Genomic DNA, 15,252 nt, shown 5'->3' on the forward strand with positions numbered 1-15,252 from the left:
CCATCTGGCGTCCGCGCAGCCGAAGCTTCTCTACCGCGAAAGTAACTAAATACTTGTGCGCTAGAGAGGCTTCGGCTGCGCGGACGCCAGATGGGCATGACGGTTTTTCATTCAGGCAAAAGCCCGGGATTATTTCCCTTGCTGCGCTTGCATCTTGGCCTTAATGGCTTCCTGAAGCTCGGGCAGATGCTCCTGCACGCGCTTCTGACCAATCTCCATGCCCGACTGCATGAGCTGGGGCAGCACCGACGACATTTTGCGGCCCGTGGGCGTCTGGTAAAACTTCGTGATGTCGCGCAGCTCCGGCTCCGTGAAATTGCGGCTGTAGATGTCGACCATATCGCCTTTCAGGCTGTTCCAGCTCATGTATTTGCTGAAAAAGGCGCGCATTTCGGGCTCGATAGCGGCTGCTTCCGGCCGCTGCTTGAGCTGCGCATCCAGCATCTGGTCAATGAGCTTATCGAAGGCACCGGGCGGGTAAATGAGCGCCAGCAGCGCTTCGGCTGCCTGCCGGTGGCTGGCCGAAATGGGCGTGGGGGCCGAAGTGGCCGTGGTCGGTTTTGCCGTTTGCGCCTGGGCCGGCGCGTAGGCAAAGGCTGCGAACAGCAGGAAAGGGAGGAGTTTTTTCACGGACCAAATAACCGACGGAAAAAGAATATTTGGCTGCGCTATCGTCCCAACTCCTCGGCCCGGTCGCGCGCGGCGCCGGCGCCGGCCATCAGCCCCGCGCGCACCGCGCCCGCCCCGAACGCACCCAGCGCCGCCTCGGTGGTGCCGCCCTTCGAGGCCACTTTGGCAATCCAATCCTGGCAGCTCAGGCCCGATTGCGAGTACAGCTCCACCGCCCCGCGAAACGTCTGGCTCACCAGCAGCTCAGCCTCGGCGCCGCTGAAACCCATTTGGGCGGCGGCGGCCATCAGGGCTTCCATGCAGTAGTACACGTAGGCCGGGCCGCTGCCCGAAATGGCCGTGCTGGCATCAATGGCGCTTTCGGCTTCCACATACACCGTTTTGCCGGTGGTCGAAAGTAGGTTTTGCACCTGCACCAGCTCGGCTCGGCTCACCTCGTCGGTGCTCGTGAAGGCCGTCATGCCCATGCCAATCTGGGCGGGCAGGTTGGGCATGGCCCGAATGATTTTGGGCGTGCCAAGCGCCGTGCGCAAGGTGTCAATCCGCACACCGGCCATAATGCTGAGCACCAGCTGCTGCGGTTGCACTAACCCTTTTAGAGTGGCGAACAAGGCCGGCGAATCCTGTGGCTTCACGGCCAGAATGAGGATGTCGGCGCCCGGCACGCACTCGGCCGGCGAACCCCACACCGTACCAATTTCGTGGGCGGCCAGCGCCGCTACTCGCTCGGGAGAGCGGGCCAGCAGCCGCAAATCGAGCCGCGAAGTGATGTGGGCGCGCACAAAGCTGCGGGCGTAGGTCAGGCCCATATTGCCGCCGCCGATAATCAGGATTTTCATGGTTGGGGAGTTGCTGGTTGCAATGGTCGCAAGCCCCAAAGAACGTCATGCAGAGCGCAGCGAAGCATCTTGCCCGCAGTCACTAATCTTAATCGTTGTTCCGAATTTGATTACTGATGGCGGGCAAGATGCTTCGCTGCGCTCTGCATGACGGGCTGTTTGCTGTCCCGATAAACCACTATTTAAACCGCAACGCCGACACGTTGCGCCCTACTTTGCGGCCTTCCGTTAGCCCGATTTCGTTGGAGCTGCGGAAGTGAATGCCGCCGTAAAGGCGCGAAATGGCCGCTTCATCCGCAAAGGCTGCGAAGCTGGCGAAGGAGCGGGGCTCGTAGCCCGCGCCGCGGGCCTGGTGCGAGTTGTCGACAAACGCCGTTTGCGCCCCGAACAAGTCCTCCAGCACCTGCGCCGCTGCGCCCGACTGCGACGAATGCCCCGACACGAACTCGGGGAAGGGCGGCGTGGCAATCAGCGGCTGCCAGGTAGGGTCAATCATGGCGTGAATGGCCGCGTCGGGGCGCTGCCAGTTGAACTGGTACTTGCATTTCCAGCAGCTGATGAAGGCATCGGCCACGGCCATGCCTACCCGGGCGTAGGTCTCGGCGGCCTGGGCCAGCGTGGCTTTGCGGTCGCGCAGCACAATGCCGGTGATGCTGATGGAATGGCCGGGCGGCGTGATGGTCTGGCCGCCATCGGCCCAGTACAGGGCAATGGTGCGCTGGGCGGCCGTGAGGTTGCGGCCGGTAGTGTAGAGTTCCTGCACCTGCCCGTAGTACACGGAGCTGGCCTGCGTGGAATACACGTAGGGCAACGCGGGCATGGTCATGGCGGCGTCGGCGGGCACAAACATGCGGTTCTGGCCCCAGTAGGGCTGCAGGGCACGGGCCGAAGCCGCGCTGCTGCTGGGCACCCACAGGCCGGTTCCGGTAGGCGGCACGTAGCCGGCCGGCTGGTTGCTGAGGTAGCCCTCGTGCCCACCATCGGTGCGCGACCAGTCGAACACGGCCTGGGCCACAGCCCGGCCATACTGCACCGAGCGGTCAAACTCGGCCGCCGTGCGGTATGAGGCATTCAGGGCCGTTTCGAGCGAGTCGATGCTGGCGCGCTGGGCGGCAGTGGCGTTGCCGAACAGGCTTTTGGCCATCAGGGCCTCGGCGGCGTTGGCGGCCACGGCCCAGTTGTAAGGCTGGCCGGCCTCGGGCTGGGGCAGGGTGCTGAGGCCGGTGAGCTGCCCGGCCAGGCTCTGGCTGCCCGCGATGCCGGGCTGCACGGCCCCGTACAATGCCACACCAGCGTAGCCCAGCGCCCGCGCCGCTACCGGCGGCGAGAAGCCCGTGCCGTTTTTAATGAGCCGCAGCTCCATATCGGCCCATTTGGTGGCCGCATCGGCCGAGTAGGTACTGGTAGCGGGCGAAGCGGGGGCCGCTACTTCGGCGTCGCGGCTACAGCTGGTGGCCAGCAGCGTGACGGCGAGCAGTGCCGCGCCAGCCTGCAAGCGCAGGCAGTGAGCGGACAGCATACAAACTGCCCGGGTGGGTAGGAGTGGAAACATGGTATTGCAGAAAAAGGTGAAAAACTAGGGCAAAGCAAATATAGCAAACGAGCTCCACAAATGCCACCTTATTTTCTACCTCAACTGTACACTTCTTTTTAACCTCTCTACCAGCCTGCCTTACCGGCGCGGCAGACGCTGGCGGGCCGCTTCGTCTTCGGCACTGCGCTGGCGCATGGCCATGAACAGGGCAATGAATACCGACACAAACGGCAGCAGCAGCCCCAGCCCAAACCACCGCCAGAACGAGCGGCCGTAGTTATAGGCGATGTAGCCCGTGATGGGCGCGAACACCAGCAGGGAAACCCCAAAAATCAACAGCAAACGAAGTAGGAACACAGGAATTGAATAAGAATACATAAATCACACACGTCAGGCTCATCTAGCGTCCGCGCAGGCGAACCTGACGGTCTGCAATCAACTACCGCACCTTGCCGCGCTTTACCAGGTAGGCATACAGCACTTTTTCGAAGGGCTCGCGCACATCCACCGGCACGAAATCGATGCGCAGCTGGCCGCAGCGCTGGGCCAGCTCCTGCTCGTAGGCCGTCATGGCCGCCCGGTACTGTTCTTTGATTTGAGAGGGTTGGAGCTTGATTTCGAGGCCGGTTTCCACGTCTTCAAAAATGTAGGGCCGCTCCGAAAACTCAAAATCAGCTTCGGTGGCGCGGTCGAGCACGTGGAAAAGCAACACCTCGTGGTGCTGGTGCTTGAGGTGCTGCAGGGCCGATAGCGCCGCGTCCTGCTCGGCTACGCCGCGCCCCAGCATGTCGCTGAACACGATGACGAGCGAGCGTTTCGGAATCTGCTGGGCAATGGCGTGGATGGTGCCCGCCACGTCGGTGCCGCGGCCCGATTTGGGCGCGGGCGGGCGCTCCAGCAGCTGCTGCAGGGCCAGCAGCAGCGTGTGCCGGTGCGTGCTGGTAGAGCGCACCGGCGTCTGCAGCTCAATGGTATCGGCGAAGGTGACGAGGCCCACCGCATCGCGCTGCCGCGTGAGCAGCGTGGTGAGGGCGGCCGCAGCCAGAATGCTGAATTTCAGCTTGTCGTGGCCCGGCGCGGGGTAATACATGCTCGGGCTCACGTCGAGCAGCAGGTGGGCGCGCAGGTTGGTTTCTTCCTCGTACCGCTTCACAAACAGCTTGTCGGTGCGGGCAAATACCTTCCAGTCGATGTGGCGCGTGCTCTCGCCGGGGTTATACAGTCGGTGCTCCGAAAACTCGACCGAAAAGCCGTGATAGGGCGACTGGTGCAGGCCGGTGATGAACCCATCGACCAGCTGGCGGGCCAGAAACTCAAGGTTTTCGAAGGAGCGGATGGCGGCGAGGTCGATGGGCATGGGTGGGTGGGGAAGGGGGAGTTTATTGCTGTAAAGAACGTGAGAAAAGCACGTCATGCTGAGCGTAGCCGAAGCATCTCTCCCGCGTAACTAATCCTTTCAATTGTATTTACTCTGGCGGTAGAGATGCTTCGACAAGCTCAGCATGACGTTCTGATTTTATCATTCCTCCCACCAACACCCCAGCCCGGCCCACCGTTTATCTTTACCGCATCTTTCGTAAGTTAGTCCTTTCAACCAACCGCCAAACCTATTTCCCACCCATACCCCCAACCCATTCCCGTGGACGACCGTCACGACCAGGAAGAGATTTATTCCCAACGCATTAAAGCCGGCAAGCGCACGTACTTCTTCGACGTGAAAGCCACCCGCGGCCAGGATTACTACCTGACCATCACCGAAAGCAAGCGCCGCCAGAACGGCGACGACTCCGTTTCGTACGAAAAGCACAAAATCTTCCTTTACAAGGAAGATTTCCTCAAGTTCGTGGATGCCCTACAGGACGCCGTGGACTACGTGCGCGAGGAGTTGCTGAGCCCCGAGGAAGTGGCCGAACTCGACCGCCCGCGCGACTACGACGACCGCGACCAGCCCCGCCGCGAGGCCGAGCGCCCCGCCTTCGACCCCAACCGGGCCGACGACAACTACTAATTTTGAGCTATTAGCTGACAGCTGCTAGCTAATAGCTTGTTAAAAAACGAACGGCGCAAACGGATACTCTTCCGTTCGCGCCGTTTTGCGTGGCGGCAGGCCGTACCTTTGCGGCCGAATTGCCCCCAATTCATAATTGATAATTCAACATTTATAATTCAAAGCAATGGGCCTCCGCTGCGGTATCGTCGGCTTGCCGAATGTCGGTAAATCCACTCTGTTCAACGCGTTATCGAACGCCAAGGCCGAATCGGCCAACTACCCGTTCTGCACCATTGAGCCCAACGTGGGCGTCATCACCGTGCCCGACGAGCGCCTGCAGATTCTGGAGGCGCTGGTGAACCCCAAGCGCGTGCTGCCCACTATCATCGAGTTTGTCGACATCGCCGGCCTCGTGAAAGGCGCCAGCAAGGGCGAAGGCCTGGGCAATAAATTCTTGGCCAACATCCGCGAGGTCGACGCCATCATCCACGTGGTGCGCTGCTTCGACGACCCCAACATTGTGCACGTAGCCGGTGGGGTTGACCCGGTTTTTGACAAGGACGTGATTGACACTGAGCTGCAGCTCAAGGATTTGGAAAGCGTCGAAAAGAAGCTGCAGAAGTCGGAGCGCAGCGCTAAGGCCGGCGACGCCGTGGCCAAGAAGGAAGTGGTGTCGCTGCAGAAATTCAAAGCCGCGCTCGAAGGCGGCGAGAATGCCCGCGCCGTGGCCGCTTCCGAAGACGACCTGGCCGCCGTGGCCGATTTGCAGCTGCTCACCATTAAGCCCGTGATTTACGTGGCCAACGTGGACGAGGCCAGCATTGCCAGCAACGGCAACCACCACGTTACGGCCCTGCGCGAGCACGTGAAAGCCGAAGGTGCCCAGGTGGTGCTGGTATCGGCCGCCATCGAAGCCCAGATTGCCGACATGGAAGACCCCGAGGAAAAGGAAATGTTCCTGGGCGAGTACGGCCTCACCGAGTCGGGCCTGAACAAGCTCATCCGCGCCAGCTACGAGCTGCTGAACCTGATTACCTACTTCACCGCCGGCGTGCAGGAAGTGCGCGCCTGGACCATTCACCGCGGCGACAAAGCGCCCGCGGCAGCCGGCGTCATCCACTCCGATTTCGAAAAAGGCTTCATCCGCGCCGAGGTTATCAAGCTCCCCGATTATCAGGAGTACAAGACCGAAGTGAAAATCAAGGAAGCCGGTAAAATGGCCGTTGAAGGCAAGGACTACGTGGTGCAGGACGGCGATATCATGCACTTCCGCTTCAACGTGTAATTCTGTCGCTTGGCGCTCCTCTTGAAGTGACGAAGCAACATCCGTAACTCAAACGAAAAGGCCCGTAGCATTTCGCTGCGGGCCTTTTGTTTACGGGTTATTCAGGACGGAATACCTTACTCATAGAACTTTCGCATCCGCTTAATCGTCGTCAGCACCACCCAGTCGCCCAGACGCGGTAGGGTGTTGTGCACCAGTACGATAATGCGGCCCAGAAATGAGATGACCGTGCGCCGCTTTCGCTTCTGAATATGGCGCACGATGATGGCGGCTACCTCGGCCTGCGACTTTTGCCAGCGGGGCGGGCGGTGCGCAATGGGCACGGGCTGGCCGGCGGCATCGAGCACGCGCTTTTCGGGGTCGTTCTGGGTGAAGCCGATGTGGACAACGCCGAAGTGCAGGCCGGTATCGGCCAGCTCCAGACGCAGCGTGTGGGCCAGGTTGGAGATGGCCGCTTTGCCCGCGCAGTAGGCCGAACCGCTGGGCATGCCATTAAGGGCCGAGATGCTGGAAATGAACGTGACGCTGCCCCGGCTGGCCCGCAGGTGCGGCAGCGCCGCCATCAGCGGGTACACCGAGCCGTACACGTTGCTGTCGAGCACGCGGGCGAATACTTCGGGCTGCATGTCGGCAAAGTAGGCGCGCTGCGAGATGCTGGCGTTGGTAACGAGTACATCGAGCCGGCCAAAGTGGGTGATGGCCGTAGCCGCGAGGCGCTCGCAGTCGGCGTAATCCGTCACGTCGGCCACGCAGGCGGCTACGGCGTGGCCAGCGGCGGCCAGCACCTGACGGGTGTGCTCCAGGCGTTCGGGCTGGCGGCCATTGAGGACCACAGCAGCCCCGGCCTCGCAGAGCAGGCGGGCCGTTTCGCGCCCGATGCCTGATTCGGAACCCGTGACGATGGCTACCAGGCCGGCAAATATTCCCGGCCGGGCCGGAGCAGTGGGAGAGGGCAAGAGTTTCGAAGAAAAAGAGAAGTAACGGCGCGGGCCACGAGGGTGGATTGCCGGACCAGCAGAAAAAACGCGCCGGCTGCCGCGCCGGTGTCATGGCCGCATCAAACATAGCCATGCGCCCGGAACCAGGCCAGGGCCTCGGCAGCCGCCTGGTCGATGGATGTCTGGGGCAGGGCCAGTTCGGTGCGGGCTTTCTGCGCGGTGAAATAATGGCCGTCGTTGGCCACGGCAGCCATGGCCGCGTTCAGCTGCGCGGGGCGGCCCGTCAGCCAGGCTTTCACATCGCAGAATTGGCCGTAGAGCGTGGCCAGCCCGGGCGGGATGGGCCAGCGCGGCGGCGGCACGCCAAGCACTAAGGCCAGCCGGGCAAAGGCCTCGCGGTAGCTCAGGTTTTCATTCCCGAGAATGTAGGACTCGCCCACGCGGCCCATCGTGAGGGCGTTGACGGTGGCGGTGGCCACGTCGCGCACGTGCACGTAGTTTTTGCCGCCCGGCGGGTAGCCGGGCAGGCGGCCGCGGTACAGCTCCAGCAGCAGGGCGTTGGAAGTGGGTTTGGCATCGTCGGGGCCGAGCATGAAAGTGGGATGCACCAACACGGCGGGCATGTTCTGGTGCTTGGCCGCACGTAGGACCAGTTTGGCGGCAGCGTGCTTGCTGTCCATGTAGTCGAGGCCGTAGCGGTGGCCGGCGTAAGGGCGGGTTTCATCGCCGGGCTTTTTCTTGGTGCCGAAGCCGAAAACGTTGGCCGTGCCCACGTACACCAGCCGGCCCACAGCGGCCCGACGGGCTTCGCGCAACACCGCCTCAGTGCCAGCCAGGTTCACGGCCCACACGGCCGGGTTGCGGGCCGGGTTCACGCTTGCCAGGGCCGCCGCGTGGACGATGGCCGCGCAGCCTTCCGCCGCGCCGGCTACTTGCGCCGCATCTGTAATATCGGCAAAATGGTAAGTGATGTCCGCGTCAGCGGCCGCAAAAGGCACCGGAGTACCGGGGCGCAGCAGCGCACGCACGGTCTGGCCCCGGCGGCGCAGTTCGGCCACCAGGTGCCGGCCCAGGAAGCCGTTGGCCCCGGTGACGAGGACGGGTGCGGGCATCAGTAGGTATTGAGCATGGCCTTGTAGGTCCGCGCGATTTTCACCGGCGAGGCCTTTAGAAAAAACAGCGAGAAGGCCGTGAGGTTGGCCAACTGCACCCGCAGCCAAGAGTTGGTTTTGTACTTGCGGGCCGACACCGTGACGGCGTGCGGGGCGATGAAGAACCGCGCCGCCCGCCGGATGCGCTGGATAATCTCAAAGTCTTCCATTATCACAAACCGCTCGTTGAACCCGCCCAGCTGCTCGAACAGCGCCCGGGTGATGAACAGAGTTTGGTCGCCGCCCCGGCTCATAATGCCCTTGAAGCGCGTGCCATAGCTGTTGATGCGCAGCAGCGGGTGGCCCGAGTCGAACTGGAAGCGGTAGCAGCCGGCCGGGTAGCCATCGGCCACGGCTTGGGTGATGGTGGCCACGAAATCGGGGTGCATACTTACATCAGCGTGCACGAAGTAGAGCAGCTCGCCGGTGGCGTGGGCGGCGCCGTGGTTCATCTGGGCGGCGCGGCCGGGCTTGGGGGCCGGCAGCACTGTGGCCCCGGCCTGCCGGGCGGCCTCGGCGGTGCCATCGGGGCTGTTCGCATCCACCACCAGTACTTGGGCCTGGGGGGCGTAGCTGCGCAGCTCGGCCACGAGCCGACCAATGTTGCCGGCTTCGTTGTAGGTAGGAATAATGATGCTGAAGGTCATGGCGGGAAAGTCGGGCGCGCAAATTCCGCATTTTTGGCGACTTGCCACCCGTACGCAGGCCCGCAACCCCCGACCACACCGGAGCCGCTTTTCCCGCCGACCTTTGCCGCCCGGTGCTGCCACTCAGCAACTGCCCGCTGCCCATGAAGCTTTTGTCTGTTGCGGTCGCCACTGCAATACTGGCCCCGGCCGCTGCCTGGGCCCAAACAGCCGCCCGGCCCGCCGCGCCCGCCGAAACCCGCCGCTACGCCATCGAGGTAGCCGGCCTGCGCGTGGGCACCATGACGGCCACCCGCCAGCCCCAGCCAGGCACCGCCGATGTGGTGTACACCTGCACCAGCGACGTGAAAGTAACCATTCTCTTCTATCACCTAAAAGTTTACTATCAGGTAATCAACCAGGTGCGGGCTGGTCAATTAGTGCTTTCCACCGTGGAGGCGCACACCAACCAGGGAAACTTCAGTTCGCGCACCGAGTGGAAGGGCGACCACTACGACATCCGCGCCGACCAATACAAATACCACCACCAGGCCACCGAAAAATCCCCCATCACCTACACGGTGACGGACATGTTTTTCGGCGAGCCGCAGGGCCGGGGCCGCGCCTATGCCGAATATTTCGGCGATTTTTTCAGCGTAACCAAAATGGCTGCCGGTACCTACAACGCTCGCCGCGACGGCCGCGAGGACGAGTACCAGTACGCCAACGGCCAGCTGGTCACGCTTATCAAGAAGAATCCGATTAAAAATTTCATTATCCGCTACGTGCCGTAACCGGATGAATACTAGAACGGTCATGCTTCGACAAGCGCAGCATGACCGTTCGAAGGACCGTGAATACGAAAAACAAACGGCCCGCTGCAACTGATGCAGCGGGCCGTTTCGGCAATGCAGCAAGCAAAAGCTATTTGCCTACCACTTTATAGAGCGTGCCTTTGGCCAGGCGGTCGGTGGTTTTCATCCCGTTGAGAATGGCCATTTCCTCGTAGCGGCTCGACGGAATGCCAGCCGAGGCAAAGGCCGACGACAGCGTCTGGGTGCCGGTGGCGGTGCGAATGTGCACGTGCTCGGGCTGGCGGTTCAGCTTGCTGGCTTCGGTGAGGCGGGCGTAGCCCTGGGCGGCCCGCTGGAACTGCGGCGCGTAGGCGCTGAACGAGGCCGGCGCGGCCAGACCCACGAAGGCGAAGATGCTGTTGCCATCCTGAATGAGCTGGGCCAGCACGTGGGCCGGCGTGCTCTGCTGGTCCTGGGCGGCCTGGTCGCCTTCAAACACCAGCGCCGGGAAGCCGTTGATGGTGGTTTTCTGGGCCTGGGCGTTGGTGACGCCAATGGCTTTGGCCAAGCCCGTGGCGGCTTCGTCGAGCGAGCTGCCCGACGCGCCGAGGAACACCAGCAGCGCCTTGCCGTTGGGCTCGGCCATCTGGAATTTATCGGGCGAGTTCTGCGACTTCCAGCCCGACGGAATCGGGAAGCGGAATTTCAAATCGGGGTGGTAAAATACGCCGCTTTCTACGAATCCCTGGCGCGGGTCTTCGCCGAAAGTGAGGCCCTCAATCTGGCGCAGGTAGGTGTCGCGGTTCACCATGTAGCTGCTGCGGCCACCGCTTTGCTTAGCCTGAGCGGCCAGCTGCTTCACGCGGGTGTAGCGGTCGGCCGAGTTGGGGTGGGTGCTGAGGAAAGTGGGGATGCCGCCCGCGCCGCTTTGGGCCTCGGTACGCTGCAGGGTCTGAAAAAAGTCGGCCATGTAGCTGGCATCGTAGCCGATTTTGGTCGAATATTTCACGCCCAGGGCGTCGGACTCGTTCTCGTCGTCGCGGCCATACTTCAGCATGCCCAGGCCCACCACCTGCTGCGCCACGCCGCCCACCGACTGCATCACGCGCGGGGCCAGCACCGAGCCCAGAATCATGCCGATGCCGGCGATGGTGCTGCGCGTCTGCTGTTTCTGGCCATGGCGGGCCGTGATGTGGCCCAGCTCGTGGCCCAGCACGCCCGAAAATTGGGCTTCATTGTTAAAGTACGCCATGATGCCGCGCGTGAAGTACACGTGGCCATCGGGGGTAGCGAAGGCGTTGATAACGGGCGAGTCGACCACCGTGAAGCCGTAGTCGCCGGGGCGGTCCGAAATGGCCGTCATGGCCTTGCCGCGGGCGGTGATGAGGCTTTGCAGCTTGGTATCGTTATACAGGCCGAACTGGGCAATCACGGCCGGGTCGGGCTTGGCACCCTGCAGCGGGCGAGCGGCGGGCATGGCGGGCATGGCGGGGGCTGTGGGCCGGCGGGCGGCCCAGTCGGTCACGCTTGAAGAGCCGGCCAGCGGGGCCAGCAGGCAGACAACGGCGCCGGCGCGCAGGCCGCGAAGAAGAGAAGAATTCATGGGAATAAATAAAGCGGACTTTGCCGGTGAAGGGCAGTGAATGGGCTAGCAACGGAAGCCGGGCAGTAGCGGTTGCGCGCAGGCTTCGGCTACCACCTGCGGCGGCCAATGCCATTTTCCTGCCAATGTGAAATAGGTTTGTCCGATATTCACCCAAATCACACCGCCGGGCGGCTACTATTGCGCCTGTTTATGCGCTGTTTTCTCTTTTTTCGATGATGATTTCCCGCTCCTGGCCCGCATTGCTGCCCACCGCCCTGTTGGTGCTGGCCTGCAGCCGCCAGCCCACGGCCAGCCCGGCCGCCCGATTTGCCGCCTCGCCGCCCACCATCGACGGCCAGGCCAGCGACTGGGCCGACTCGCTGCGCTACGACCCCGCCAGCAAGCTGCAATACCAGGTGCTGAACGACGGCCGCATGATATATGTACGCCTGAAAGCCACCGACGCCGCCACCCAGGGCCGCATCGTGCGGCTGGGCCTTACCGTGTGGCTCGATACCACCGGCCGCAACCAGCATCAGTTTGGCGTACGCTACCCGCTGGGCGGCCGTAGCCAGCCCGAGCTCGGCCCGCCGCAACCCGACAACCCCGACGCTTCGGCCGCCGACCGCCAGGCTACGCGCCGCGCCCGCATTGCGCTGGCGCTGGCCGGCCTGCGCGAAATGGAACTGCTCAACTACAAAGGCAGCAAAGAGCCCACCCTCACCGACGCGCAATCGCAACTCGGCGTGAAGGCCGCCTTAGCCGCTGATGCCCAGGAAGACCTGGTGTATGAGCTGGCCGTGCCGTTGCGGCTGCTATATAAGCGGTTGCCGGCTCTCAATCCCGGTAAAGTAGCCGTAGTGGGGGTTACCATTGTGGGCAACACCCCCGGCAACTCCTCCGTTGCCAGCCCCGATGGCAGCGTTGTGGGCAACCAAAACAATGTGGGGATGCGGGGCGGATACGGCGGCTATGGCGGTGGCTACGGCGGCGGCATGCGCGGTGGGGGTATGCGCGGCGGCCGGGGCGGCTACGGTGGGGGCTACGGTGGCGAAAGCCTTTCCCTGAAAACCAGCGTGCAGCTCAGTACAAAATAGCGGTTAACGGTCAGTGCGTAACGGTTAATGGTAAGCCCTAAGTCTAGGTTTTATTAACCGTTACGCATTGATTGTTAGCTATTAAAGTGCTTACTGCCGCGAGTTCATGTCCACGGCCTGGTAGCCGATGAGCAGGTCGGCGCGGGTGCCGGGCGGGCGGTAGTACACCAGCAGGTCGTACTGGTTTTCGGTTTCGTAGTGCGTGCCTTCGAAGTAAACTTCGTTGGGGGCCGTGCCGCGCGCGCCGGCTACTGCGAAGTCGTAGTTGTAGTAGCCCTGTTTCAGCAGCGCGTGGCCGGTGTAAAGCTGCTTGGCTTCGTCGTAATTCATCCGGAATTCGTCCTTCAGTTGCCAGTCGGTGAGGGCCCCAAACACATACACCGGGCCCGACGCAGGCTGCGCGGCCTTCAGCTGGAAGGTGACGTCGGCGTAGTCGCCGTTGGTGGCCCCGTTGCCGTACTCGCGGCTCTCGAACACGCGCTGGCCGTTGGCATCCACGTACTGGTTGTAAGCTGTGCCGTTGCGCGATACCTCGGGTTGCAGCAGCACGGTGCTCACGGGCACGGCACGCGGGTCGACGTGCAGCACACCAATGCCCACGCTTTGCAGCGAGCGGGTATCGAAAAAGCGGTACTCGCTGAGACCGGGGAAGGCATTTTCGAAGTTAAAGTACTGGTATTCGAGGCGGCGTTCGGCATCGCGCACGAAGGTGGGGCGCAGGCCGTAGCGGGCATTGTCCCACCGGAAGTTCTGGCGCAGCACGGTTTTTACTTCCACGGCCGGGTTCACCAGCTCCACGCTGCCGTAGTTCACGGCGAAATCAAGTTGCTGGAGTGTGAACCGCTCGTTGCCGCCAATTACGATGCCGGGCTTCAGGCTCACGTTCACGCGGTTCTCATACACCAGCAGCCGGCGCGAAAGCAGTGGCACGCCGGCCGCCGTTTGCACCACCCACAGGTAGTTGCCGCTCAGGCGCACGTTGGGCGCGCGCAGGCGGTAGTGAAAGTAGGGTGCCTTGGTACCGGTGCCGATGCGGTAGTCGGTGACGGTAAATTCGTTGATTTCCGTCAGAAACTGCATGTCCGTCAGCACCGAGGGCTGCCAGTCCACGTCGCAATGAATGAGCTTGGCCACGAAGCGCTGGCTTTGGTCGCCGAGCACGTCAAAATCCAGCGTAATGGCCGAACTCTGCCCCAGCGGCACCACCGGCGGCTGAAACACCTCGTTGGGCTGGCCCGTGGCCACGTAGCATTGCACGCTGCGCACGTCGGGCGAGTAGGTGTAGTCCTGGTAGCGCAGGGTTTTGTCGGCGTAGTATTCGGGCGGGCGCTGGGTGCCGGGCGCGGCCGGCGCGGTGCTGGTGATGGGCGTGCCCAGCGGCACGCAGGCAGAAGTGAAAAGCAGAAGCGGAAGCAGGTAGCGCATAGACGAAAGTAAGGCCGTGGCGGCGAGCCGCCGCGTCCGCCCATCGTCTGGGCCTGGTTCATGGTCACGAAGAATGGCTTGCCTGAAATTCGATTTGCTTACAATTCTGGCGTGCTGCTGCCAGGCTGTTGCCCGGACCCACCGGCTGCTTTCGCTTAGGAATTCATCATCAGATTGCGCAGCGGGAGCTTGCCGATAAGGCAGCGCTGCAAGCAAAATGTAGTTTAAGTTTGCGCCTGACCCCAACCAGCCATTTAACTCCAAAACGCTGTGAAGACGCTCATTGCTATAACCTTGGCCGCGGTCTATGGACTGATAACGCGCCTGATGTTTGGATTTCTGGACAATTCGTCTCAAATAATGAGCGTCACCTTCTTGTTTGTGGTTCCGCTGCTTATCGGGTTTCTAACCGTGCTGCTGATACCCACCGAGAAGACCACCAGCGGAACCGCCGCTTTCTTCAAGCCCTGGCTCACCAGCCTGGGGCTGCTCTTTATTACCTTGTTGCTCAAAGTAGAAGGGATTATCTGCTGGGTTTTGCTTTTTCCGCTGTTCGCCACCGTGGCGGGAATCGGGGGGCTCATTGCTTACCACTACAAAAAATCCAGTGCGGACCCGGCTGAGGGCTCGGACGGGCCGGATTGGCCCAAGCCCAACACGTTGAATGTGTCGCTGCTGTTTATGCTGCCCGTCGCGCTGGGGTCCCTGGAAGGCGAGCGGGCTTGGACGCCAGAGGAAATCACCATTCAGGAGCAGCTGACCATCGACGCGCCGGTAGCGGCTGTGTGGCAGGTGCTGGCGAAAAAACACGCAGTCAGCCAGCAAAGCAGGCCGCCATTATCCTCTTCGCTTCTGGGTTTTCCACGACACATCTCCACGACCCTGGATACGCTCGCCGTTGGCGGCAAGCGGATTTCTTACTATGAAAAAGGCTTGCACTTTCAGGAAAAGATAGTCCGGCTTGAGAAAGAGCGTTTATTGGTTTTCAGCGTCAACACCGCTCCGGGCCAGTTCCCCCCAACCGTCATGGATGAGCATGTGCTGATTGGGGGCAAGCACCTCGATATCCTCGACGATACGTACCAGTTCCAGACGCTTGCCGACGGCAGCACCCGCGTGACATTGTCCAGTCGATTTTATATCAACACGCCCTTCAACTGGTACGCCCGAATTTGGGCAAACTACCTGATGTCCGACATTCTCCAGGGGGAGCTGTACTCCGTGCGAGCACGCGCAATGGACGCTAAACGGCCTGTTGCTTTTTCGCCGTTACATTCCGCAAGCAAGCGCACGGAAACCTTGTAGCCTCGCACGCCCGCCAACAAAAAGCCCTCTCCCGAAGCATTATGCTTTAGGAG

Annotated in this window: 15 protein-coding genes; 5 read left to right on the plus strand and 10 right to left on the minus strand. The window is 62.1% G+C overall.

Annotated features, from left to right (window positions below; all coding sequences use genetic code 11):
* Positions 1 to 129: 129 nt before the first annotated feature.
* From MON38_RS22840 to MON38_RS06440, 5 genes are all read right to left on the minus strand, one after another.
* The gene (locus tag MON38_RS22840; RefSeq protein ID WP_241935329.1) at positions 130 to 630 is read right to left on the minus strand and encodes a DUF2059 domain-containing protein; all 501 of its coding nucleotides are present in this window, start codon (positions 628 to 630) and stop codon (positions 130 to 132) included.
* Positions 631 to 668: 38 nt separating this feature from the next.
* Positions 669 to 1,469 (minus strand): pyrroline-5-carboxylate reductase, encoded by an 801-nt coding sequence (gene proC / locus MON38_RS06425; protein ID WP_241935330.1) that lies wholly within the window; start codon positions 1,467 to 1,469, stop codon positions 669 to 671.
* Between the two features lie 178 nt (positions 1,470 to 1,647).
* Positions 1,648 to 3,021, minus strand: a complete 1,374-nt coding sequence (locus tag MON38_RS06430) for a vanadium-dependent haloperoxidase (RefSeq protein ID WP_241935331.1) — start codon at positions 3,019 to 3,021, stop codon at positions 1,648 to 1,650.
* A 120-nt stretch (positions 3,022 to 3,141) separates the two neighbouring features.
* The gene (locus MON38_RS06435; protein ID WP_241935332.1) at positions 3,142 to 3,360 is read right to left on the minus strand and encodes a hypothetical protein; all 219 of its coding nucleotides are present in this window, start codon (positions 3,358 to 3,360) and stop codon (positions 3,142 to 3,144) included.
* A gap of 82 nt (positions 3,361 to 3,442) precedes the next feature.
* Positions 3,443 to 4,360 (minus strand): DUF58 domain-containing protein, encoded by a 918-nt coding sequence (locus MON38_RS06440; RefSeq protein ID WP_241935333.1) that lies wholly within the window; start codon positions 4,358 to 4,360, stop codon positions 3,443 to 3,445.
* Positions 4,361 to 4,642: 282 nt separating this feature from the next.
* Between MON38_RS06440 and MON38_RS06445 the strand changes: the two genes are divergently transcribed.
* Complete coding sequence (locus tag MON38_RS06445; protein WP_241935334.1) at positions 4,643 to 5,011, plus strand: DUF3276 family protein; 369 nt, start codon at positions 4,643 to 4,645, stop codon at positions 5,009 to 5,011.
* Positions 5,012 to 5,177: 166 nt separating this feature from the next.
* On the plus strand, positions 5,178 to 6,278 hold the full coding sequence (gene ychF, locus MON38_RS06450; RefSeq protein WP_241935335.1) for a redox-regulated ATPase YchF: 1,101 nt from the start codon (positions 5,178 to 5,180) through the stop codon (positions 6,276 to 6,278).
* Between the two features lie 116 nt (positions 6,279 to 6,394).
* Here the strand turns inward: ychF and MON38_RS06455 are convergent, their stop codons facing one another.
* The 3 genes from MON38_RS06455 to MON38_RS06465 form a co-directional block, all read right to left on the minus strand.
* Complete coding sequence (locus tag MON38_RS06455) at positions 6,395 to 7,234, minus strand: SDR family oxidoreductase (RefSeq protein WP_241935336.1); 840 nt, start codon at positions 7,232 to 7,234, stop codon at positions 6,395 to 6,397.
* 101 nt (positions 7,235 to 7,335) lie between these two features.
* Complete coding sequence (locus tag MON38_RS06460) at positions 7,336 to 8,328, minus strand: NAD-dependent epimerase/dehydratase family protein (RefSeq protein ID WP_241935337.1); 993 nt, start codon at positions 8,326 to 8,328, stop codon at positions 7,336 to 7,338.
* Positions 8,328 to 9,014, minus strand: coding sequence for a TIGR04283 family arsenosugar biosynthesis glycosyltransferase (locus MON38_RS06465; protein ID WP_241935338.1), 687 nt, complete (start codon positions 9,012 to 9,014; stop codon positions 8,328 to 8,330). Before MON38_RS06465 ends, MON38_RS06460 begins: the two co-directional genes overlap by 1 nt.
* A gap of 143 nt (positions 9,015 to 9,157) precedes the next feature.
* On the opposite strand from MON38_RS06465, the gene MON38_RS06470 reads away from it, so the two are divergent.
* A complete protein-coding gene (locus MON38_RS06470) occupies positions 9,158 to 9,787 on the plus strand; it encodes a DUF6134 family protein (RefSeq protein WP_241935339.1) in 630 nt (209 codons plus the stop codon).
* Positions 9,788 to 9,917: 130 nt separating this feature from the next.
* Here MON38_RS06470 and MON38_RS06475 read toward each other — a convergent pair whose 3' ends face one another.
* Positions 9,918 to 11,390, minus strand: a complete 1,473-nt coding sequence (locus tag MON38_RS06475) for a M48 family metalloprotease (RefSeq protein ID WP_241935340.1) — start codon at positions 11,388 to 11,390, stop codon at positions 9,918 to 9,920.
* 218 nt (positions 11,391 to 11,608) lie between these two features.
* Here MON38_RS06475 and MON38_RS06480 point away from each other — a divergent pair, with 218 nt between their 5' ends.
* Complete coding sequence (locus MON38_RS06480; protein WP_241935341.1) at positions 11,609 to 12,469, plus strand: hypothetical protein; 861 nt, start codon at positions 11,609 to 11,611, stop codon at positions 12,467 to 12,469.
* Between the two features lie 90 nt (positions 12,470 to 12,559).
* Here the strand turns inward: MON38_RS06480 and MON38_RS06485 are convergent, their stop codons facing one another.
* Complete coding sequence (locus tag MON38_RS06485; RefSeq protein WP_241935342.1) at positions 12,560 to 13,894, minus strand: type IX secretion system plug protein; 1,335 nt, start codon at positions 13,892 to 13,894, stop codon at positions 12,560 to 12,562.
* A 270-nt stretch (positions 13,895 to 14,164) separates the two neighbouring features.
* Here MON38_RS06485 and MON38_RS06490 point away from each other — a divergent pair, with 270 nt between their 5' ends.
* Positions 14,165 to 15,199: an SRPBCC family protein gene (locus tag MON38_RS06490; RefSeq protein WP_241935343.1), complete on the plus strand. Its 1,035-nt coding sequence runs from the start codon at positions 14,165 to 14,167 to the stop codon at positions 15,197 to 15,199.
* Positions 15,200 to 15,252: the final 53 nt, after the last annotated feature.

The sequence above is a fragment of the Hymenobacter cyanobacteriorum genome (genome assembly GCF_022631375.1).
Taxonomy (GTDB): domain Bacteria; phylum Bacteroidota; class Bacteroidia; order Cytophagales; family Hymenobacteraceae; genus Hymenobacter; species Hymenobacter cyanobacteriorum.